Origin of the sequence: Leptospira weilii serovar Ranarum str. ICFT, from assembly GCF_000332415.1 — a bacterium.
Classification (GTDB): domain Bacteria; phylum Spirochaetota; class Leptospiria; order Leptospirales; family Leptospiraceae; genus Leptospira; species Leptospira weilii_A.
Genome location: NZ_AOHC02000037.1, coordinates 198,038 through 216,621, shown reverse-complemented (window position 1 = coordinate 216,621; position 18,584 = coordinate 198,038). Strand labels below are relative to the sequence as shown.

21 protein-coding genes, 2 tRNA genes and 1 pseudogene are annotated in these 18,584 nt (G+C 41.1%); 14 read left to right on the top strand and 10 right to left on the bottom strand.

Going from position 1 to position 18,584, the window contains the following annotated elements; all coding sequences use genetic code 11:
• Window positions 1-25: 25 nt before the first annotated feature.
• The gene (locus LEP1GSC060_RS11990) at window positions 26-1,123 is read right to left on the bottom strand and encodes a hypothetical protein (protein ID WP_003004872.1); all 1,098 of its coding nucleotides are present in this window, start codon (window positions 1,121-1,123) and stop codon (window positions 26-28) included.
• Here LEP1GSC060_RS11990 and LEP1GSC060_RS11985 point away from each other — a divergent pair.
• The gene (locus tag LEP1GSC060_RS11985) at window positions 1,122-1,718 is read left to right on the top strand and encodes a hypothetical protein (protein ID WP_003004084.1); all 597 of its coding nucleotides are present in this window, start codon (window positions 1,122-1,124) and stop codon (window positions 1,716-1,718) included. The two genes, LEP1GSC060_RS11990 and LEP1GSC060_RS11985, sit on opposite strands and share 2 nt — an antisense overlap.
• A 318-nt stretch (window positions 1,719-2,036) precedes the next feature.
• Here the strand turns inward: LEP1GSC060_RS11985 and LEP1GSC060_RS11980 are convergent, their stop codons facing one another.
• Window positions 2,037-2,366 (bottom strand): hypothetical protein, encoded by a 330-nt coding sequence (locus LEP1GSC060_RS11980; RefSeq protein WP_003004404.1) that lies wholly within the window; start codon window positions 2,364-2,366, stop codon window positions 2,037-2,039.
• 175 nt (window positions 2,367-2,541) lie between these two features.
• Here LEP1GSC060_RS11980 and LEP1GSC060_RS11975 point away from each other — a divergent pair, with 175 nt between their 5' ends.
• Genes LEP1GSC060_RS11975 through LEP1GSC060_RS11965 form a run of 3 tightly spaced genes read left to right on the top strand, consistent with a single transcriptional unit; the run spans window position 2,542 to window position 3,935 of the window.
• Entirely contained in the window at window positions 2,542-2,931 is a 390-nt protein-coding gene (locus LEP1GSC060_RS11975) for a TRL-like family protein (RefSeq protein WP_036096262.1), read from the top strand.
• A gap of 11 nt (window positions 2,932-2,942) precedes the next feature.
• Window positions 2,943-3,530, top strand: a complete 588-nt coding sequence (locus LEP1GSC060_RS11970) for a hypothetical protein (protein ID WP_003004414.1) — start codon at window positions 2,943-2,945, stop codon at window positions 3,528-3,530.
• 18 nt (window positions 3,531-3,548) lie between these two features.
• On the top strand, window positions 3,549-3,935 hold the full coding sequence (locus tag LEP1GSC060_RS11965) for a DUF423 domain-containing protein (protein ID WP_003004876.1): 387 nt from the start codon (window positions 3,549-3,551) through the stop codon (window positions 3,933-3,935).
• Here LEP1GSC060_RS11965 and LEP1GSC060_RS11960 read toward each other — a convergent pair.
• A complete protein-coding gene (locus LEP1GSC060_RS11960) occupies window positions 3,932-4,261 on the bottom strand; it encodes a hypothetical protein (protein ID WP_003004703.1) in 330 nt (109 codons plus the stop codon). The genes LEP1GSC060_RS11965 and LEP1GSC060_RS11960 overlap by 4 nt on opposite strands.
• Window positions 4,254-5,807 carry a carboxypeptidase M32 gene (locus LEP1GSC060_RS11955; protein WP_003004270.1) on the bottom strand — a complete coding sequence of 518 codons (1,554 nt, stop codon included), beginning with the start codon at window positions 5,805-5,807 and terminating at the stop codon, window positions 4,254-4,256. The genes LEP1GSC060_RS11960 and LEP1GSC060_RS11955 overlap by 8 nt, the downstream gene beginning before the upstream one ends.
• A 75-nt stretch (window positions 5,808-5,882) precedes the next feature.
• Between LEP1GSC060_RS11955 and LEP1GSC060_RS11950 the strand changes: the two genes are divergently transcribed.
• Window positions 5,883-5,954, top strand: a tRNA-Gly gene (locus tag LEP1GSC060_RS11950).
• Window positions 5,955-6,304: 350 nt separating this feature from the next.
• Here LEP1GSC060_RS11950 and LEP1GSC060_RS11945 read toward each other — a convergent pair.
• Entirely contained in the window at window positions 6,305-6,502 is a 198-nt protein-coding gene (locus tag LEP1GSC060_RS11945; RefSeq protein ID WP_003004799.1) for a hypothetical protein, read from the bottom strand.
• 60 nt (window positions 6,503-6,562) lie between these two features.
• Complete coding sequence (gene lpxD, locus LEP1GSC060_RS11940; protein ID WP_003004149.1) at window positions 6,563-7,621, bottom strand: UDP-3-O-(3-hydroxymyristoyl)glucosamine N-acyltransferase; 1,059 nt, start codon at window positions 7,619-7,621, stop codon at window positions 6,563-6,565.
• 322 nt (window positions 7,622-7,943) lie between these two features.
• Between lpxD and LEP1GSC060_RS11935 the strand changes: the two genes are divergently transcribed.
• The 4 genes and pseudogenes from LEP1GSC060_RS11935 to LEP1GSC060_RS11925 all read left to right on the top strand — a co-directional run bounded on the left by LEP1GSC060_RS11935 (window position 7,944) and on the right by LEP1GSC060_RS11925 (window position 9,772).
• Complete coding sequence (locus LEP1GSC060_RS11935; protein ID WP_003004696.1) at window positions 7,944-8,876, top strand: ferredoxin reductase domain-containing protein; 933 nt, start codon at window positions 7,944-7,946, stop codon at window positions 8,874-8,876.
• 126 nt (window positions 8,877-9,002) lie between these two features.
• Entirely contained in the window at window positions 9,003-9,146 is a 144-nt protein-coding gene (locus LEP1GSC060_RS20360) for a hypothetical protein (protein ID WP_003004174.1), read from the top strand.
• Window positions 9,147-9,320: pseudogene (locus LEP1GSC060_RS20355) on the top strand (leucine-rich repeat domain-containing protein); the annotation flags it as partial. It abuts the gene before it with no gap.
• A 236-nt stretch (window positions 9,321-9,556) separates the two neighbouring features.
• The gene (locus tag LEP1GSC060_RS11925; RefSeq protein ID WP_003004469.1) at window positions 9,557-9,772 is read left to right on the top strand and encodes a transcriptional coactivator p15/PC4 family protein; all 216 of its coding nucleotides are present in this window, start codon (window positions 9,557-9,559) and stop codon (window positions 9,770-9,772) included.
• Between the two features lie 19 nt (window positions 9,773-9,791).
• On the opposite strand, the gene LEP1GSC060_RS11920 is transcribed toward LEP1GSC060_RS11925, so the two are convergent.
• Complete coding sequence (locus tag LEP1GSC060_RS11920) at window positions 9,792-11,411, bottom strand: anti-sigma factor antagonist (protein WP_003004132.1); 1,620 nt, start codon at window positions 11,409-11,411, stop codon at window positions 9,792-9,794.
• Between the two features lie 161 nt (window positions 11,412-11,572).
• On the opposite strand from LEP1GSC060_RS11920, the gene LEP1GSC060_RS11915 reads away from it, so the two are divergent.
• From LEP1GSC060_RS11915 to recR, 5 genes are all read left to right on the top strand, one after another.
• The gene (locus tag LEP1GSC060_RS11915; RefSeq protein ID WP_003004901.1) at window positions 11,573-12,043 is read left to right on the top strand and encodes a nucleoside deaminase; all 471 of its coding nucleotides are present in this window, start codon (window positions 11,573-11,575) and stop codon (window positions 12,041-12,043) included.
• 35 nt (window positions 12,044-12,078) lie between these two features.
• Window positions 12,079-12,162: transfer RNA gene (locus LEP1GSC060_RS11910), tRNA-Ser, on the top strand.
• 10 nt (window positions 12,163-12,172) lie between these two features.
• Window positions 12,173-13,630, top strand: coding sequence for a DNA polymerase III subunit gamma/tau (gene dnaX / locus LEP1GSC060_RS11905; protein ID WP_003004187.1), 1,458 nt, complete (start codon window positions 12,173-12,175; stop codon window positions 13,628-13,630).
• 4 nt (window positions 13,631-13,634) lie between these two features.
• On the top strand, window positions 13,635-13,982 hold the full coding sequence (locus LEP1GSC060_RS11900) for a YbaB/EbfC family nucleoid-associated protein (RefSeq protein ID WP_003004114.1): 348 nt from the start codon (window positions 13,635-13,637) through the stop codon (window positions 13,980-13,982).
• Window positions 13,975-14,568 carry a recombination mediator RecR gene (recR, locus tag LEP1GSC060_RS11895; RefSeq protein ID WP_003004551.1) on the top strand — a complete coding sequence of 198 codons (594 nt, stop codon included), beginning with the start codon at window positions 13,975-13,977 and terminating at the stop codon, window positions 14,566-14,568. Before LEP1GSC060_RS11900 ends, recR begins: the two co-directional genes overlap by 8 nt.
• Here recR and LEP1GSC060_RS11890 read toward each other — a convergent pair.
• From LEP1GSC060_RS11890 to LEP1GSC060_RS11880, 3 genes are all read right to left on the bottom strand, one after another.
• Window positions 14,565-16,139, bottom strand: a complete 1,575-nt coding sequence (locus LEP1GSC060_RS11890; RefSeq protein ID WP_003004815.1) for a hypothetical protein — start codon at window positions 16,137-16,139, stop codon at window positions 14,565-14,567. The two genes, recR and LEP1GSC060_RS11890, sit on opposite strands and share 4 nt — an antisense overlap.
• A 3-nt stretch (window positions 16,140-16,142) precedes the next feature.
• Window positions 16,143-16,985, bottom strand: coding sequence for a substrate-binding periplasmic protein (locus LEP1GSC060_RS11885; RefSeq protein WP_003004448.1), 843 nt, complete (start codon window positions 16,983-16,985; stop codon window positions 16,143-16,145).
• Between the two features lie 62 nt (window positions 16,986-17,047).
• The gene (locus LEP1GSC060_RS11880; RefSeq protein WP_420805482.1) at window positions 17,048-18,481 is read right to left on the bottom strand and encodes an OmpA family protein; all 1,434 of its coding nucleotides are present in this window, start codon (window positions 18,479-18,481) and stop codon (window positions 17,048-17,050) included.
• Between the last annotated feature and the right edge of the window lie 103 nt (window positions 18,482-18,584).

Here is an 18,584-nt window from a genome sequence, read left to right as displayed (position 1 = left end):
AGAATCTTATGTCGAACTTTCATCCTTACTCTCTCTTAAAACTTTGCAGAATTTTTTCCACCGGCTCTTCGTGACCCTTTCCTTTAATCAAACTTTCCGAAATATGAAACAAAAAAGAATCCGGAAGTTTGTCACCCGAAGCGATAAAAAATCCGGTCTTCGCATATCTCGGTCTGAGATTATCATAGTAAGTCCAAAAAACTCCATCCATTCTCTTTTCAAAATTTTCCTCGCCGAGTTCATGAACTTCGATCATCTCGCCTTGATTGACGGCCAGATCCAAAAATTTTCCGAACTCGGGTTTGATCTTATCGATCTCTAAAAACGGTTCCGGAAAATAAAAAATTCGAAGAGAAGGGTAACGATTCGGATCCGTCTCGCTTGAAGAAATAATTCCCGCAATCTGCCCCGTTCCGGTTTGATCTTTCAAAGTCAGGTTTTTGGGATTGTGAAAGTAAAAATCTTCCGGCAAAGTGAATTGAACTTGGATATCGGAATTTTTCAGAATCCTAGATTGGGAATCGTAACTCCAATTTGTAAGTTCTTTTTGTTCCCAAGTCGGTTTAAAAAGCAGATAGGAAGTTAATATCTCCGCTTGTTGAAGCGATTTAAAACTCAAAAGTCCTGCGGTCAAAACCATTAAACCGAACAAAGAAATTCTATAAAAGATCGTACTTTCCAAAAAGCGAAGAATAAAACCTACCACGCAATAAACCGCGATAAAAATAATACCGGATCGATTGGAATAGAAATCCGTAAAAAAAAGCAGCGAGATACAAGAAACGAACATGATCGTTTCCGCGATCGGATTTAAAAAAATTCGAACCGTATCGTAAGTCGTCGTAGAGTCCGGACCTATTTTGTATTTTCTGACCGACTCTTGCTGAAGTAGTTTTCCAAATGCAAATGAGATTAAAAAGAAAAAGGCGCTCGCAACGATAAAGGCTCCGGAAACCAAAAGCAGAACGAAAAAAAAAGGGAGATGGCTTTCGTGCAAAATTAGAAATGAAATTCCGATAACGGAATAAATCAGATAGAGTTTTCGCAAAAAGGAAAGTTCTTGCAGTTTCACGAGGAAAAATTGGAGTTTCTTCCAGCCGAAAAATTTTGGGAGCCGTTTCATGAGTCAAATTACCGATTTCTTTTCAGATCTGAAAACGAGTTTTGACAACCTATCTCAGTCCATCCAATCATTTCTGGATACGATCGGAGTAATTACCTCTTTTTTAAAGATTCTTTTTTCCATCGTTCCCTTGGATCTTTTTTTAGTTTTAATCTTTACTTTGGTTTTGGTCTTTCTGTTCAATACGATCTCACCGACCACAAGTCGTTTCAATTACACCTTTGGCGTGTTAATCGTTTCTACCTTTCGAGTTTTCTTTCATAAAACTTTATCTCAAACTTGGAATCTCGGACCGGTTCTTTTAACCGCAATCTATCTTTTAATTCCCGCTTATTCCGTTTTTCTGTTTCGTTTCGGATTTTCTTTTTTGAAAAATATCCGTAGACGAAAAAACGAACTCAATCCGAAAGATTTTGAAATCGGCCTGATGAACATTCAAAAATCGTTTCATAGTTTGATGGCAAAAGGTTATGGGGAAATTCATTCGGCCGACAAAAAAGCCGTTTTGGATCGCGATCTTTTGAAAGAACAAGTCGCAGATTTGGAAAGAACGATTCAAGGTTTGAAAAATCTTCTCAATTCCGACAAAGGGTAACGAAAATATTAATTTATTATAATTAACCGTTACTTATTCGATCCCGATCGTCAAATCTTGAGGTCGACTCCTAATTGCAAATCTCCCATTTCGGTTTAAAAAGCAGCTTTGATACATCATAAATTTTTAATATTCAAATTTTTGGAAAATTAGAATCCGTCCAAAACCCGTCGATTTTTCGTTTTCAAACTCGCGTTATCTTTCTAAAAAGACTTGAAAATCTCTCCGAGATAAATTCAGGAAAATTGCTTTTTCTTACGATCATAAAAACGATCCAATCCGCAAAAAGCCGAGCCGATAAACTCGGTTCTCAAAAATTCATTCCACGGGTTTAAACAAATCTTTTACCGCGTCTTTTGCCTTGGACTGATTGAAATCCTCCCGGTCGATCAGTATCAAATCCGGATTTTCTTTTTCAAGACGATTGAGAATTTTCGAAATTTCGGTTTGAGATTTTGAATTCGTTGCCAAGTAACGAAACTTCGTTTTACATTCGGGACAGGTTTTATCCTTCGTATAATTTAGGCCGAGACGTTTACAATTCCCGCAAGTTCCGTACAAATCGTCGATCAACATCAACTGAGAGGAAACTTCGGAAACGCTTAACTTTTTCCAAACACGAATATATTTTTTATCGTCAGTCTGCATTTCTCATTTTGATAATTCGAATTTTTTTCGAGTCAAGACAAAACCGAACGCTTCCTTATCGATGCTCGACTTTTTCCTTTCGAAAATTAGTTCTTAATTCTTTTACCTTGACTTTTGAGTTTTTAGATCCAGACTTTTTGAAAACGTTAAAACGACTTAGGGCAACGAAATTAAAATGAAGACATTAACGATAAGAATTTACGGTACGTTCCAAAACATAATCCTTTTGTTTGCATTTATCATAACCGGGAATTGCCTTTACACAAATGTGAAAACTCCCGGCTGGTTTTATTCTCAAAGTTATTCGGACATTCGAGGAATGGATCCGGTCGGAAAACTTTCCGGCCAGGCCTGCGGCGAAGGCTGGTTCTGGCTTGTTTATACGGGTGATGAAAGTTACGAAGCCGCGGTTCAAAATGCGATTCAAGACAAAGCCGATCTTCTTTTCGACGTACAAACAGACTACTACGTTAAATCTATATTCTTCAACCTCTACTTTTATAAATGCACGAGGGTAACCGGGATCGGCGTAAAACTTCCGCAACGATTGATGAAAAAAGAGTAAAAAAGAAGAACATGAAATTCCGGGTTAAAACCTCCGTCTTAACTTTGTTAGGTGCGATTTTACTTTTAAACTGTACGTTACCGATCGGAAACCGAAGAACGCTCGTTAGACGAAACCCGATGCCTTATCCTACAAGCCCGATCTTATCACCTGAAAATCAGGTTTCCGTAGCCGGCACATATTTTAGAGATCCTTCGATTCATTACGGAAACGCATCCACTCGATTGCGTTTGTTCGGATTCGACGGATTTATCCATTCCACTTCCTCTCTTCCGCACAAAGATATGTTCCACGGCTCGTTGGATGATTGGGATTGGTCCAAACATAGGATCGTTCGTTTTGAAGGACAAAGTCAAGGTTGCCAAAGGGGAGTAACGTTGATTCTTCCTTTGCGGCAAGGAGAACGCGAGACCTTGGTTCCGGTCTCCTTCGTTTTCGGAAAAACGAGTTTTTATGAGGAACTTAAAGTGGAAATGGAAAAGAATAAGATCAAAGCTTTGTTTGATTCCCGATTGGATATCGAACAAACGGCCTATTTATTTTGGTTGATTCAGAAAAGGTGTATTCGATTCAAAAGTTATGCTATTCAAGAATTCTAATTCGATTTGATTGAGTATATGTCAGGAAAACAAAAAACGATTCTTATACTTTCGTCCTTATCGGGATTTCTCGGAGTCGCCTTAGGCGCGTTCGGCGCACACGCTCTAAAATCCATTGTCAGTCCGGAAATGCTAGCAATCTACGAAACCGGGAACCGGTATCATCTGATCCATAGTATTCCCCCTTTGATTTTAACTTTAACGGGATATATAAATAACGGTAGGCTTGTTTGGATTTCTTCGATTTTATTTCTTGCAGGAATTCTAATATTCTCTGGTTCTTTGTATGTTTTGGCGATCACGGGAATCAAAATATTAGGAGCGATTACTCCATTCGGAGGAGTGGCATTTTTGACGGCTTGGGTTCTACTCGGTTTTTCCGCGGTTCGCTCAAAGGCCGACTAACGTTGAGTTCCGTAATAGAATTTTCCTTTTTTTTCGATCAGTTTTCTCGTAATTAAACCTTCCGCAATGATCAAAAGACCTTGAACGGCGGATTCTTTTTTGGAAATTTCCGCGTCCTTTTGTTCGGCCATCAGTTGATGAACGTACTCCCTTCTTTTTCCTTCAAGGACTCCCAGCATGGAACCACAAACCTTGCCGTCACCGATGAGAAAGGCCAACGCGAGAGTTTGGGGCGGAGTTTCATTACAGAGATAATAAAGAGCTAAGTTATCAAAGTAAGAAAGTTCTTCAAAAGATTTTACCGTAAGTTCTTCTTTTTCATCCATGATTGATCGATTCCAATTCGATAAGTTTTTTTTCGAGGTATTGCACAAGATGGGAAGAATCCGGCTCGGAACCGGTAGCCGAACGAATTAAATCTTCGGCGGAATAAAATTTTCCCTTAGAGTGAACATTTTTTTTGAGCCAGTTTAGGAGAGAAGAAAAGTCCTTTTTTTCCTTCACTTCCGTTTGAAAGTTCGGATTCTCTTTTAAGAACGTTTGAAAGAGTTGAGCCGAATAAATGTTGCCCAACGTGTAAGTCGGAAAGTATCCGAAAGCCCCGCCGCTCCAATGGACATCCTGTAAAACCCCTTGTTTATCGGAAGGCACGGTAATTCCTAACAGATCCTTCATTTTGGAATTCCAGATTTCAGGAAGATCTACGACTTTAATTTTACCGTTGATCAGATCTCTTTCAATTTCAAATCGAAGTATGACGTGAAGATTGTAAGTGATCTGATCCGCCTCCACTCGAATCAAAGAAGGAGAGGATTGATTGATATAGGAAAAAAGTTCCGAAAAACCGAGTTCCGATTTTCTTATATTCAAAATCTCTAATAAAATTGGATAATACATCTCCCAGAATTCTCTGGATCTGCCCACTTGATTTTCCCAAAGCCTACTCTGAGACTCGTGAACGCCCAAAGAAACGGAATCGTGCAGAGGCGAAGGACCGCCTTCAATTTCGGAAATTCCCGCTTCATAAAGAGAATGTCCGGTTTCATGCAAAATACTGAATATAGAAGAAAGAGGATCCTTCAGATCGTAACGTGTTGTGATTCTTTTATCCTTACTTCCCAGGGAAGTGGAAAAAGGATGTTCGCTCGCGTCCAAACGCGAAATCTTAGGAGATAAGCCCAAAATACCTGGAAGAGTTTCTCCCAATTTGTTTTGAAAAAAGATCGGGATCTCTTTTGCAAACGGGTTCGCAACGTTCTTTCCTCTTTCGACCAAAGGTTTTAGAGAATTTTTTAAATTGAAAAATAACTTTTCTAGATTTTCCGCTTTTTCACCGGGTTCGTAACTTTCAAGCAGAGCGTCGTAGGCTTCGGTCCGATATCCGTAACACTCGGCTTGTTTTTTACTTAAGTCGACGATCTTAGAAAGAATCGGAGCGAAGTCGGAAAATCGATTTTCCTTTCTTGCTTTGGCCCAGACCGCGTGTGCTTTGCTTGTAGTAACCGAAAATTCCTCGACGAGTTCTTGCGAAAGACAACGAGAGCGATCCAGGTCTTGAAATAATCTTTCAAACTCGACTTTTCTTTCCGTTTGACCGGGCAGAATTTTTTGTTCGTTTTCCTCTCTTGCATTTTGTGCAAGTTTGTAAAAATTTTCACCGGCGTATTTTGAATGAATCAATCCGGAAAGGAGTCCGATCTGCAAACCTCGTTCCGATCTTCCGTCTTCGGGCAAAGTAATCTCCGAGTCCCACTGGAGTACGCTGAGGATATTTCTGAGCGTGTGGATCTCTTGATAAGCGACTCTATACTCCGCAAAAGATTTTAGTTCGTTCCGAATCGAATCGGTAAAAAGGTTCTCATACTCTTTCATCGCATTGGATAGTAAAAAATCTTCTTTTAGATTGACAAGTACCCTAACCGCAAAAAAATGATTTTTGCACGAATCGCGGGCATGGTGTAATGGCTAGCACTGTAGCCTTCCAAGCTTCCAGTGAGGGTTCGAGTCCCTCTGCCCGCAAATCTTTTTCTACTCAATAAAATTCTTAATCACTAATTAACGACTCGAACGCGAGCTTTGGTAAAGCATTTTGAGCGACCCATAGGAAGCGAAAAAATGCTTCCGAGGAACAGGATGTTCCGAGGCCAAAGCGAGACGCCTCGGAGCAAAGTCGAGCACGATGCGAGACTGCGTAGAGGGCGAGTCCCTCTGCCCGCAAATCTTTTTCTACTCAATAAAATTCTTAATCACTAATTAAAATCAAAGTGAGACATGGATTTTGAGACGGACAGAACGTTATGCGCTCTTATTGAGGAATAAGAAATCGGTTCCGATTAGGGAACCGATTCGAGATGTTACGAAGTTTGATTCTATTTATGAATCGAACTTTCCGATCTATTCTTTCGAATCTCATTCAAGAAAACTATATTTGTAGAATCGTTTTCTAAAATGTTATCGGCGAGGGTCTCCAACAACCTTCCCATCTTTTTACTTTGGGAAAGATCCGGCTTACGGGAGATTTTGTCCGGTTTATTTTCCGGGTTATCTTCGTTCGCTCGGGAATACAAGGGAATCCTCCAAAAGGGTGTGAGAAAAAGAATGCCGACCGATTTTTGACTCTGTCAAGCTCAATCCTTTTCTTCCACTTTAATTCCCGCGAGTTTTTCCAGTTCCTTGATTCTTTTAGCCCATTTTTGAAAATTTACGAGATTTCTAATATTAACGCGAACCTTTTGGTATTCCGCAAAAGTAAGTCCGTAATCCCAACCCACAAAAATCTCTTTTTTCTTAGGTGAATTTCTAAGGGAAGAACCCCCGCCCACAATGGTACCCTTAGGTACGAATAGGTGATCCGAAATCGCACAGGCTCCTCCGATGATCACGTCGTCTTCGATAATGGTACTTCCCGCAACGCCGCTTTGTCCCGCGATGATGATATTTTTTCCAAGGACACAGTTATGCGCAACGTGAACCATATTATCAAATTTGCAACCGTCTCCGATGATCGTATCTTCCAAACCGCCTCGATCAATCGAACATAACGATCCGATTTCAACGTCGTCTCCGATTCTTACGGTGCCAACATGCGGAATTTTATGATGTTTACCGTTTGCAGTGACGAACTTATAACCGTCTCCGCCGATCGAACAATTTCCGGAACAGATAAATCTTTTACCGATGATCACTCCGTGTTGAATCGAAGAATTCGGACCGATATGGGAATCCTCACCGATCATTACATTTCTGGAAATCTTAACTCCGTCTTCAAGGTAAGTGTTGGCGCCGATCACTGAGTTCTCTCCGACTACGACGTATTCCCCGACCGTAACTCCAACTCCTAACTTTGCGGAAGGATGAATCAAAGCGGTGGAAGAAATTTTTCCGGACGGAACGTAAGGCGGATAAAGAACGTCAAGAACTTCCGCAAGACTCAGTTCCGGATTGGAAACAACGAGGCAAGGACAGGATAACTCGTTTGCAAATTCTTCGGTGGTTAATATTACGCTGGAAAGAGTTTGTTTGGCTTCGCTTAACATTTTCTTGCTGGAAAGAAAACTAACGGAGTTCTTCGCTCCCGGAGAAATGGAAACGATCTTATCTACAACGATTGCATCCGGTGTCTGAGTGTTTGTAATCTTAGATCCGCTGATTTTTTTCGTTAATTCCGATAACTTGATCTGGGGCATATTTCCCTCGTTTTATTTTTTTGTTACACGGAGAAATGAATATTCCTGATCGTCACTCAAAAAAAGAAAAGGGCTGGATAAGTAACTTATCAGTTTATAAGAATTATAAGCAGCTTTCCCAAAATGACGGTTTCTTGCAGTCTTGAACCTTCTCGTAAATGAACGACGAACAACTCGACGACTTTTGACTGAAGAATTGCGGCGTCAATGTTTTGGAACTCGTCAGAGACGCCATAGAAATATCCCGTTTGACGAAATGGTCTCTCTAAAAACCATGTAGTAAATTCGAAAGATTCTTCATTTTTAGGAATTGCACTCGCTCATGAAACCGATTAGAGAACCTCAGATCAACCTATTTAAAAAATCAAATCCTTACAAAGCAAAAGTCATTAGCAACGTCTTACTGACTCCGGAAGCCGGAACCGGAAAAAGACCCAAAAAAGAAGGAGAAGCGCTCGTTCATAGAATTATTCTTGCGATTGATCATTCCGCATATCCCTATGTAATCGGACAAAGCGGCGGAGTGATTCCTCCCGGAGAAGACCCGGAGAAAAAAGCAAAGGGCTCGGCTGACGTCGGGTATACCATTCGACTTTATTCCATCGCTTCTCCGAGTTACTCTTTCAACATGAAAGAAGATAACATCGAATTCATCATCAAAAGAGACAACGTATATGATGAAAACGGCAACCTTCAACACAAAGGAGTTTGTTCGAACTATATGTGCGATCTGAAACCGGGCGACGAAGTTGTAATGACCGGACCTTCCGGTAAGAAATTTCTTCTTCCTATCTCCGATTTCGGCGGAGACATCATGTTCCTCGCAACAGGAACGGGCATCGCTCCTTTTATAGGCATGAGTGAAGAACTTTTGGAACACAAACTCATCAACTTCACCGGAAACATCACTCTCGTTTACGGAGCTCCTTACTCCGACGAACTCGTAATGATGGATTATCTGAGGGGTTTGGAATCTAAATATAAGAATTTCAAACTCGTCACCGCAATCTCTAGGGAAGAAAAAAATCCTTTCGACGGCGGAAGAATGTACATCTCTCACAGAGTTCGGGAACAAGCGGAAGCGGTAAAAAAGATTTTAAACGGCGGCGGACGTTTTTACATTTGCGGCGGACCAAAAGGAATGGAAAAAGGTGTGATCGAAGAAGTTCAAAAGATCGCCGGCAACACCGGAACTTACGAGGAATTCAAACATCATTTAGAAGGCGCTCATCAGTTGTTCGTTGAAACATACTGACATCGTTTCACATTTTTTTAAACCTAAAGCCGAAGGAAGCTTTGTTTCTTTCGGCTTTTTTATTAGAGTCGTTTGAAACATAAGAACCCGCCGCGCCAATATTGCTTCTATCAGGAAAATCTAAAGATGAAATTTCGTTTAACCCTCTTATTTTTACAAAAAGCCACGACACTCTTTTCGATTTTTCTTTGTCTTTTTACGGAGCTACGAGCACAAGAGGGTGTTTATCAGAATTTAGTAGAAGCCCTTCAAAATCCTTTGAAGGTTTGAGTTTTGGATTTGAGTAACAACCAACTGACGACACTTCCCAAAGAAATCGGACAGTTGCAGAATTTGCAAACGTTGGATTTGATAGGCAATCTAATTGCATCAAAAGAAAAAGAGAAGCTTCGTAAGGCCCTTCCCAAGTGTAAAATTATATTCGAAGGGAAGGGGAATGAGTGACTCGATTGAAGTTTGAAAATTACGGGATGTTTCAGCGGCTTTATTTTAAATTTTCACTGAAACATTATAAAAAACGAATCGATGAAATTTCGATCCATTGTTTATACTGGTAGAAAAATTAAACTTCGCACTCTAAAATGCAACTTGTAGGGAATGTGTTCTGCGAAGTTATAGTAAACTTTATTTGAACATTTGCGAATTGCTTCCTAAAGGGCGCAATTCAGGGAGAATTTAAAATGGGTGTGATCCGCGACGTGGACAAGGGCCGAGGCGAAGTGATTCGTGTGGAAGTATCCGAATACAAAGGAATCAAATATCTCAATCTCCGAGTTTGGTACACCGACAAAGACGGAGAAAAAAAACCGACTCAAAAAGGAATCGCCATTCCACCGGAACTTTACGACGAAATCAAAGCAGCCGTGATCGAAGCCGAAAACGAAGTAAAAGAATGATTTTTTCCAACGATGTAATTCAGATGTTTCTTTCTTGAATTACATCGTTGATGATAACTCGCGCCGCTTCCTCCGTTTCGGCAACTCGGATGTGACTTTCCAATCTTGTGATCGAAAAAACCTTCTTTACGGAATCGCTCAAATCGGAAACCACCAATTCACCGCCCCTTCTTTTCAACCAGCCTGAGATTTGAATCAACGTCCCGATCGCGGACGAATCGATAAAAGAAGAGGACTTTAAATTGATAACTACAAATCTAAAACCTTCGTACATTTTTTCTTGAATGTTACTTTTCAGTTCGGGACATCGGTACAAATCGATATCGTCCGTAGACTTATATACGAAAATTCGATCATGATATACGACGTTATCCGAAATAGGATCCGTATTTCTATGCCGAATATCCGAGGCTCCCGCCATAAGATGTTTACCGGCCGTTTTAGAATTCTCTTTGACCTTCGATTCCAAGGCTTCCAAGCGGGATTTTAAAGAACTCATAACCTCCGGAGCAAGATCGATCCGCTGATCCACATCTTTGATAAGAGAATTCAAAGTCTGAGAAGCTTCTTCAAAAGACCCTTCCCGAATCAAAGAACTCGCTCGTTTTAAAGTCTTTCCGGATTTTGCTACGATCGTTTCCACAATTACGTCCGCGTCTTCTTTCACGGACACGGATTTCCAATCCGGCTTCAAATCGAATTCCGCATTTTCCAACTTCATTTTATCCGCAAGATTATAAAACGAATTCGTAATTTTGATTCCTGTTTCGTTTTCGCCGTTGTATATTAAATTTTCAGGATGTGTTTTGACTCTGATTACGATATTTCGAATGTCGTCCGCGCGCATATCGCCGCACTGAATTACGACGGAACGGATTCTGCTCGGTTGTTCCGGATCCGTTTCCGTATAAAAAGGAATGTCGCTTATCAATTCGAGAAACTCGACGTCCTTTCCGAAAACAACTTTGGTTTCGATGGATTGTGCGTATAAAGAACCGATATTTCCGAATTCTCGAAAGAAAATATCACCCGTTCCTTCGGGACTTTCGACGTAATAAAAGTTTCCGCCGCCCGCATCCGCGATATCCTTCAAAAGGATTTCGTTGAAGTCGTCTCCAAAACCCACCACGGTTGTAGATATTCCTTTTTTGTAATGATCGCCCGCGATCTGAATCAAGTCGATCGGATCCGTAATTCCTTGAGTAGGATTTCCGTCCGTTAAAAGAATCGCCCTCTTATACACGGACGTTTCCGGAAATAATTCCAAACCTCTCAGAGTGTGCAACCAACCGCCCGAAAGATTGGTCGATGTTCCCGGAGAAATCGTATGAATCCGATTGATGATCGAAGTTTTTTCCACAAGCTGAATGACGGGTTGAATTACGTGAATGTCTTCCGCATAGGCAACCACGGAAAGAAAATCTCTTCGAGTCAACCAGTTGACCAAAGAAGAAGCGGCCTGAATCACGGCTTCGAGTTTTTCTCCTTTCATGGACCAACTTCTATCGATTGACAAACCCAAAACGATCGGTCTTCGATCCGGATTGTTCGCGCCCGTCGGCGAGTTCATACGGATTAAAACGGAATTGTTTCTGTTTACCGAAACTTCGTTATGCAAAAACTTCGCCGAAAGAATCATTCCGTGAAAAAACCATTTACCGAAGGTTCGATCAAGAAGAATTTGTAGAGAATCTCTATGAGCGAATTCTTAAATGATAAGATTCCATCTCAAAAAAGTCGGATTCTTGCAACCTACGATCTTTCAAAAAAAGAAAAGAAAACCCAAGGTTTCGGATCTACATGAATCGTTCGGAAGATTTTGAGATCATTCTCCCTGATTTTTTAAAAAGAATGGAGAGTTTAGTTTCACACGGCGGAGAAGAAATTCCGAGTTTTACGAGAATCTATCACAAAGACGAATTGATCTCCGAAACTTTCAACGAAGTGGAAAAAAATTCGGACTCTTCCTTTCATAGCGAAATCCTTTGTATCCGCGACGCAAAAGAAAAATTACAAACTCGTTATCTTACGGATTGTTTACTCATCACTTCGTTGGAACCTTGTTTGATGTGCGCGGGGACCATTCTTCTTTCCAGAATTCCAAAAGTTGTCTATCTTTTACCCGCAAAACAAGGAGAAGGAATTTCGTCTCTGAGCATCGAAACGATTTATTCTCGAAATTTTTTTCCCGAGCTGGTTTGTATTCCCTCTAAAATTTCCAAGGACGCGTTCAAATCGTTTTTCAAAGTTAGAAGAAAGAAATTCAATTGACGTACAACCTTTCGACGGAATTCCTGAAAGCTACAGGAGAAGTGTCAGAGTGGTCTATTGTGCATGCTTGGAAAGCATGTGTGCCAAAAGCACCCCGGGTTCGAATCCCGGCTTCTCCGACTCCGTATTATGGCAGGAACTCACGAAGTCCTTTCCCGGAAGTATCGCCCGCAAAAATTTCGGGACGTAATCCATCAAGATCTCGCCATAGGCGCCCTTCAAAACGCTCTTAAATCCGGCAAAATCGGTCACGCTTATATCTTCTTCGGTCCTCGAGGTGTGGGTAAAACCACAATCGCGAGAATTCTCGCAAAACGTTTAAACTGCCAAAACCCGATCGAGAACGAACCGTGTAACGAATGTAATTCCTGCACCGAAATCACTCGGGGAATTTCCAGCGACGTTTTGGAAATCGACGCCGCAAGTAATCGAGGAATCGAAAACATCCGCGAGCTCAGGGACAACGTAAAGTTCTCTCCGATGGGCGGGAAATATAAGGTTTATATAATAGACGAGGTCCACATGTTGACGGACCAGTCATTCAACGCTCTTTTAAAAACTTTGGAAGAACCTCCGGCTCATATCGTTTTTGTTTTAGCCACGACGGAGTTCCATAAGATTCCGGAGACTATTCTTTCCAGATGTCAGGATTTTATTTTTAAGAAAGTTCCCTTGTCCGTTCTCCAAGATTATTCCGAAAAACTTTGTAAGATCGAAAACGTTCAATACGATCAGGAAGGTCTTTTTTGGATCGCAAAAAAAGGGGACGGCTCCGTGAGAGATATGCTTTCCTTTATGGAACAAGCGATCGTATTCACGGATTCTAAACTACTTGGCGCCGGAATTCGTAAGATGATCGGTTATCACGGAATCGAGTTCTTGACTTCGTTTATCAAAAGTCTCGTCGATCCGGACAATCATTCCAAGGCGTTGGAAATCCTCGAATCCCTCTACCAAGAAGGCCAAGATATCTACAAATTCTTATGGGATTCCATCGAGTTCACTCATACTCTCAATTTAATCCGCGATTCCCTCGCCGATCCCGAGTCCGTTAATTTTCCAAAAGAAGATCTCATAAAAATGAAATCCGATTTTGAGAGTGTGGATTCTTCAAAATTGAATTTTCTTTCCGGAAAACTTTTCGAGATCTACGAAAGAATCAAAACGATTCGTTTGAGAAATTCCTTTGAAATCAAGGTTTTCACGGAAATTCAAATCAAAAAACTCGTGGAAGAACTTACATATCCGAGTTTGGCCGGTTTGGTCGATCGAATCAATCACCTGATTCTTATGGTGCAAGGTTCTAAGAACGCGATTCCCGATACCGATCATAGTTCCGCGCCGTTGATCAAAAATACTCCGCAGAACGATCCTCCTAAAAAAAAAGAGGATCCGCTTTCTCACGTTTTAGAATCTCAATTCGAGTCTAATCAACGGGATTTAGAAACCGATCCGTTCGGTACTTCTAAACCTTCCGCCGCAACTTCCGAATCGAATCCTCAGAAGTTCGACACAAGTACCGAGATCAAGAAAAAATTTCTGGGAACGGAAGTGGATCGAAGTAAAATTCCAAGATTGGATTCGTAACGTTATGTTTGATAAGATAAAAAATTTTTCGGAACTTCTTTCCAATATGGGCGCGCTCCGAGAAAGAATGGAAGAAATAAAAAAACGCATCGCCGCAATTCGAGTGGTGGGAGACGCGGGCGCCGGAATGGTAACCGTAACCGCTACCGGTGAAGGTCATATCACCAACGTATTTATCAACAAACAGCTCTTTGACGCGGAAGATAACAAGATGCTCGAAGACCTCGTTATGGCGGCGACAAACGACGCTCTCAAAAAAGCGAAAGAAGTGGCCGCTCATGAATTTCAATCCGCGTCCGGCGGTCTGGACTTTACGGAAATTTCTAAAATGTTCGGCGGAAATTTTGGCTAATCATCTTCTCGACGAAATGGTGGAAGCGCTTTCCTCACTTCCCGGAATCGGAAGAAAGAGCGCTTTTAGAATCAGCTTCCATCTCTTAAGACTGGAACAAGGTCTTTTCAATCGGTTCGTTTATCAACTTACGGATACAAAAAGCAGAATTAAATTTTGTAAACGATGCGGTTCTTACGCGGAGACTGAAGTTTGCGATATCTGCACTTCGGAAAAAAGGGACACTCATACGTTCTGTGTGGTGGAACAACCGGAAGACATTTTTTTTATCGAGAACACGAGGGAATTTCACGGCAAATATCACGTGTTAAACGGAGTGATTTCTCCTTTGGAAGGAATCGGTCCTAGAGATCTGAGAATCAAAGAACTTTTGGAAAGAATCGAACCCGAACAGGTGCGGGAAGTTTTGATCGCTACGAACCCGACTTTAGAAGGAGACGCTACTGCGGACTACTTAGCGAATCAGTTGAAACCTATTTCGGTTAACGTTACTCGAATCGCATACGGAATTACCGTCGGAGGTTCGATCGAACTTGCCGATCAATATACTTTAGGAAGAGCGATTCGCTCTCGTCTTCAACTTTAGAATCTGTGTTCCGCAGTTACGAAAAATTCTCTGAGAATTTTTCCCTGAGTCGTATCCAAGTAAGCCTTTAACCCGTCGCCCGCCACAAAATAACCGGACCTCATCAAGATCTGCATATCCCGAAACGCGCTCCATCTTAAGTTGATGTTGACTTCGTGTCCGAAGAAGGCGCTCGTTTTGTATCCGTTCTCAAAATTGAAGTACCGATTGTTTTCAATAAAAGGAGATTTGGTTCCGTACAATCGATAATATCCCAATGTCAAAAGCAACGGACCGTAAACGACAAAGTCTCCGTTGATTCCGTACTCGTACAAACCGCTGGAATCCTTTCCCGAAAAAAGAGCGTAACCTCCCGTAAAGTCGTTTGCGATGTTTGATATGGAATAACCCGGCATCAAAGTTTTATAACCTCCCGCTCGAAGATTGGCCTTTGTTCCGTCCTTATCGAAACCGGGTCGTCCCGTACTACCCACACCCACTAAGTTGAAAGTAAGATTTTCGCTGTAACGATAGGAAAATTGAAGATCGGCCATGCCGCCGGATATACTGTGTCTGCTATATCGATTGTATAAAACGGTTCCGATTTCATCGCGATACGGATCCAAAGAACGGACGGTTCCGTGATTGTAAATCCCGTGAATCACAAATCCGAAATTAGAAAGATTGATCTCGTTCATAAGACCGTGCCAGAATAATTGACCGACCTCGCTGTCCAAGGCGATCACCGCTCCGTTCGCGTTAGTCGTTTTGTCGATAGATTTAATCGTATCGTCCAAAAAGTAAGAATAGAGTTCGTGTTTTACGTTGTTGAAAAAGCTCGTTTTGATTTCGTAAAAATAAATATTCGTTCCGATATAATTTTTATCCGCGTAAGTGTTTTTGTCCAAATCGAGTTGAGCGTTCTGTCTCGCCACAAACCAACCCGCTTCGATCGTCGTATTCCATAAACGAAAATCTTTGTTGAGCGTAACCCCGGTGCCGGGAGTAAAAATCACTCTCCCTCTCGGAGAGGAAAAAAGTTGCTGCCCGACTCTCAAACTGAAAGCGTCCTCGGGAAGTTTAAAATTCAAATATAAGAATGTTGTTTGAATATTTACGGGGGAAGCAAAACCCGCTTCTCCACCTTGACCCGGACCGATCGTAGAGTTTTGACCGAAGCCCTTTCCGCCAAAAGTAATATCTCCGACTTGAACCCCCCAAAGAGCTTCGAAATATTTCGAAGTATTGAAGTTCATATTGACGGTCATCCTCGTATCGAAATACGAAATATCTTCTTTTTGAGGAGATAAGGTACTAGGATTTCCTTTTAATCTTTCCGCAATTTCGGCGTCCGCCGCCGTTTGATGTTTTTGTTGTTCTTCTGTTTTAAAAGCGTTCTTATCATAAGGAGTGGCCGCGGTTTGACGAGACGTGTAGATATCTCTTCCGAGATTAAATCCGCGTACTCTGTAATTTCCTTGAAAGTCGAGTTTGGTTTTCTCTTCGATTTCCTGGGAAAAAAGTAAGGATGGAAATAAAATCATCGCCAGGTAATAAAAGCGATAAGCCTTTTTTGAAAGGTCGTTGGACACGGATCATTTTACCCAGTTGTTCTGATTAAAATATCGGCTTCTCAATTCTTCCAAAACACCGGTTCGTTTCAATTCCTTGATAAAGAAATTTAAATTATCCGCAAAAATCAAATCGTTCTGCGGAAGAGCGGCGCTGATGTTTTCCTCTTGGACCGTTCCCAAAAGAGGAAGATAATTTGCTCTCAAAGAAGGATTTTTTTGAAGCAATGTAAGAATATAAAAACTATCCGCGACAAAACAAGTTACGTTGTTGCCGAGTAGATTATCGACCGCGATCGAATCCGAAAGATAACTGTAAATCGGAAGCTTGGAGAATTTCTTTTGAAGATAAATGTGATTCGTCGTATTGGATCTTACCGAAAAACTTACAAGACCGCTCAGAACGGTAAGGTCCGAAAGACTCATAAATCTTCTGGAAGTAACGATGTTCCCTTCCGGTTCGGGAGGAAGAATTTTTTTACTGACGAGAGCGGCGGGGGTTGTAACGAGATAAGGATCGGAGAAAGTGACTTGTTTACCCCGATTTAAATCGGTCGACATTCCGGCTAACGCAAGATCGATATTACCCGCGCGGATGTCCTCCGAAAACTGTCTGAAGGTTTTGAGAGGAACCAATTTCAAAGATACGCCGAGATAATCGGCATAGAGTTTAGCCAACTCCGCGTCTAAACCCGGATATCCGTCCTTTGGATTTTCGATATAAAACGGTTCGTATTGTTTATTAACGCCGACTACAATTTCCTTTTTGGAAAGAATTTTTTCCAATCTGGAACCGACGTATTCAGACTGAGAAAATAAACCGACTGGAAAAACAAAAAACAAACATAGGATTTTTTTCTCGAACATGAAACAAATGATAGATCGATCCTTGTTTTTTTCCAGAGCATTTTAAACGGAAAAAGGAATTTCTAAGGACTTATGATCTGAAATTCGGTTCTTCTGTTTTTATAATCCGTTTCGGGATTTTTTTGAGGAACGATCGGTTCCGAACTTCCTTTTCCGTCGGTTATGATTCTTCCGGAATCGATTCCCTTTTTGATCAAAAAATTTTTTACCGCATCGGCTCGATTACGACTGAGAATCAGATTGTCTTGAAAATCTCCGTTGAGATCCGTATGTCCCGTGATTTTAATTTTTACGTTCGGATTTTCCTTTAAGTAAATATTCAAATTTTCTAAAATTGAAAAAGAATTTTCGAGAAGCTCATAAGATCCCAAAGCAAAATGAATATTGTCCAAGGAAATCGATTTCCCTTTTTCCAACTCTTGAAACGGATTGGAAAAGTTGGAATAGATATCGTAATCGCGCCCGTTTCTTCTACAGAAATAAAACGTCGATCCGTCGCCCGCTTCTAAATAAAACGCTTCGTCTCCGGTCGTATTGATCTCGGGACCAAGATTGATCGGCTTGGAATAGTTTCCATCCGCAAGCAAAGTCGATTTATACAAATCATAACCGCCGAAACCGCCGGGACGATTGGAAGAAAAATAAATCGTCTTACCGTCTTTGGCGATCGTAGCCGCAATCTCGGAATAAGGCGTATTGATCGGATCGGGAAGACTCGTTGCCTTTTCCCAAGTTTTGTTTTTATAAGCCGCAACAAAGATATCCGCTTCGGCGACTCGCCCGAACGGATAACGGGTAAAATACAATCGATTGTTAAATAGAAACGGATTTTCCTCGATCTCTTCCGTGTTCACGGTTCTTGGAAGAGCAATCGGCTCGGCCCAGGAAGAATTTACCTTTTTAGAAAAATAAAGATCTCTCGAAACCCCGATCTTTCCGTTGGTTAATTGAAATTCGATCGCACCGTCCCGATTGGATGAAAAAAGAATTCCTTCTTCTTGATTCAAAATGAAAGGACTTTGATCGTCAAAGTTCGAATTCAGGATTTCAATTTCCGCGCCTCGGGGCCACTCGTCGCCCGTACGAGTCGACTTGTAAAGATCGGTATAATTTGAATTTTCTCTTTTGGAATAAAAATAAAGAATGTTGCCGTCGTCCGTCAAACTGATGCCGAATTCGTTGAGATTTGTGTTGATGGAACCTTTTAACTTTTCCGGTTTGATATTTTTAGAATTCTGAATTTTACCCGACTCTTGCGGATAAACGGAAAAAGTCGGTAATGATATTATAAAAAATGTATATATTAAAAGAAGAATGAATGTGGTTTTGTTTGTCAATAACCCGATGATATTTCTTTTCAAATTCGGCGGGATATTCTCAATGAGTTTTTTCAAACGTTTCGGCGTTTTGTGGAATTTTACGAGATTCGATTTTTTCCAAAAAAGAAATGTAAGTCTGTAAAAAAAACGAAAGCACAACCGTTCCTCAAAGATCATATCGAAAAAGTATTTGGTAGACGGGGGAAAAGAACGCATAACCACTCCAAGAATTCTAAAAAGAATCCCTACTTTCATTATCCGTTCTTTTGAAAAAAACCTG

Excerpts from the sequence above, each read along its gene's own strand:
- LEP1GSC060_RS20360 (WP_003004174.1), top strand. The coding sequence starts at position 9,003 with ATGAAATTTCGTTTAACCCTCTTATTTTTACAAAAAGCCACGACACTC.
- LEP1GSC060_RS11885 (WP_003004448.1), bottom strand. The coding sequence starts at position 16,985 with ATGTTCGAGAAAAAAATCCTATGTTTGTTTTTTGTTTTTCCAGTCGGT.
- LEP1GSC060_RS11900 (WP_003004114.1), top strand. The coding sequence starts at position 13,635 with ATGTTTGATAAGATAAAAAATTTTTCGGAACTTCTTTCCAATATGGGC.
- LEP1GSC060_RS11925 (WP_003004469.1), top strand. The coding sequence starts at position 9,557 with ATGGGTGTGATCCGCGACGTGGACAAGGGCCGAGGCGAAGTGATTCGT.
- lpxD (WP_003004149.1), bottom strand. The coding sequence starts at position 7,621 with ATGCCCCAGATCAAGTTATCGGAATTAACGAAAAAAATCAGCGGATCT.
- dnaX (WP_003004187.1), top strand. The coding sequence starts at position 12,173 with ATGGCAGGAACTCACGAAGTCCTTTCCCGGAAGTATCGCCCGCAAAAA.
- LEP1GSC060_RS11880 (WP_420805482.1), bottom strand. The coding sequence starts at position 18,481 with ATGATCTTTGAGGAACGGTTGTGCTTTCGTTTTTTTTACAGACTTACA.
- LEP1GSC060_RS11960 (WP_003004703.1), bottom strand. The coding sequence starts at position 4,261 with ATGGATGAAAAAGAAGAACTTACGGTAAAATCTTTTGAAGAACTTTCT.
- LEP1GSC060_RS11965 (WP_003004876.1), top strand. The coding sequence starts at position 3,549 with ATGTCAGGAAAACAAAAAACGATTCTTATACTTTCGTCCTTATCGGGA.
- LEP1GSC060_RS11935 (WP_003004696.1), top strand. The coding sequence starts at position 7,944 with ATGAAACCGATTAGAGAACCTCAGATCAACCTATTTAAAAAATCAAAT.
- LEP1GSC060_RS11975 (WP_036096262.1), top strand. The coding sequence starts at position 2,542 with ATGAAGACATTAACGATAAGAATTTACGGTACGTTCCAAAACATAATC.
- LEP1GSC060_RS11970 (WP_003004414.1), top strand. The coding sequence starts at position 2,943 with ATGAAATTCCGGGTTAAAACCTCCGTCTTAACTTTGTTAGGTGCGATT.
- LEP1GSC060_RS11990 (WP_003004872.1), bottom strand. The coding sequence starts at position 1,123 with ATGAAACGGCTCCCAAAATTTTTCGGCTGGAAGAAACTCCAATTTTTC.
- LEP1GSC060_RS11920 (WP_003004132.1), bottom strand. The coding sequence starts at position 11,411 with ATGATTCTTTCGGCGAAGTTTTTGCATAACGAAGTTTCGGTAAACAGA.
- LEP1GSC060_RS11915 (WP_003004901.1), top strand. The coding sequence starts at position 11,573 with ATGAATCGTTCGGAAGATTTTGAGATCATTCTCCCTGATTTTTTAAAA.
- LEP1GSC060_RS11955 (WP_003004270.1), bottom strand. The coding sequence starts at position 5,807 with ATGAAAGAGTATGAGAACCTTTTTACCGATTCGATTCGGAACGAACTA.
- LEP1GSC060_RS11985 (WP_003004084.1), top strand. The coding sequence starts at position 1,122 with ATGAGTCAAATTACCGATTTCTTTTCAGATCTGAAAACGAGTTTTGAC.
- LEP1GSC060_RS11980 (WP_003004404.1), bottom strand. The coding sequence starts at position 2,366 with ATGCAGACTGACGATAAAAAATATATTCGTGTTTGGAAAAAGTTAAGC.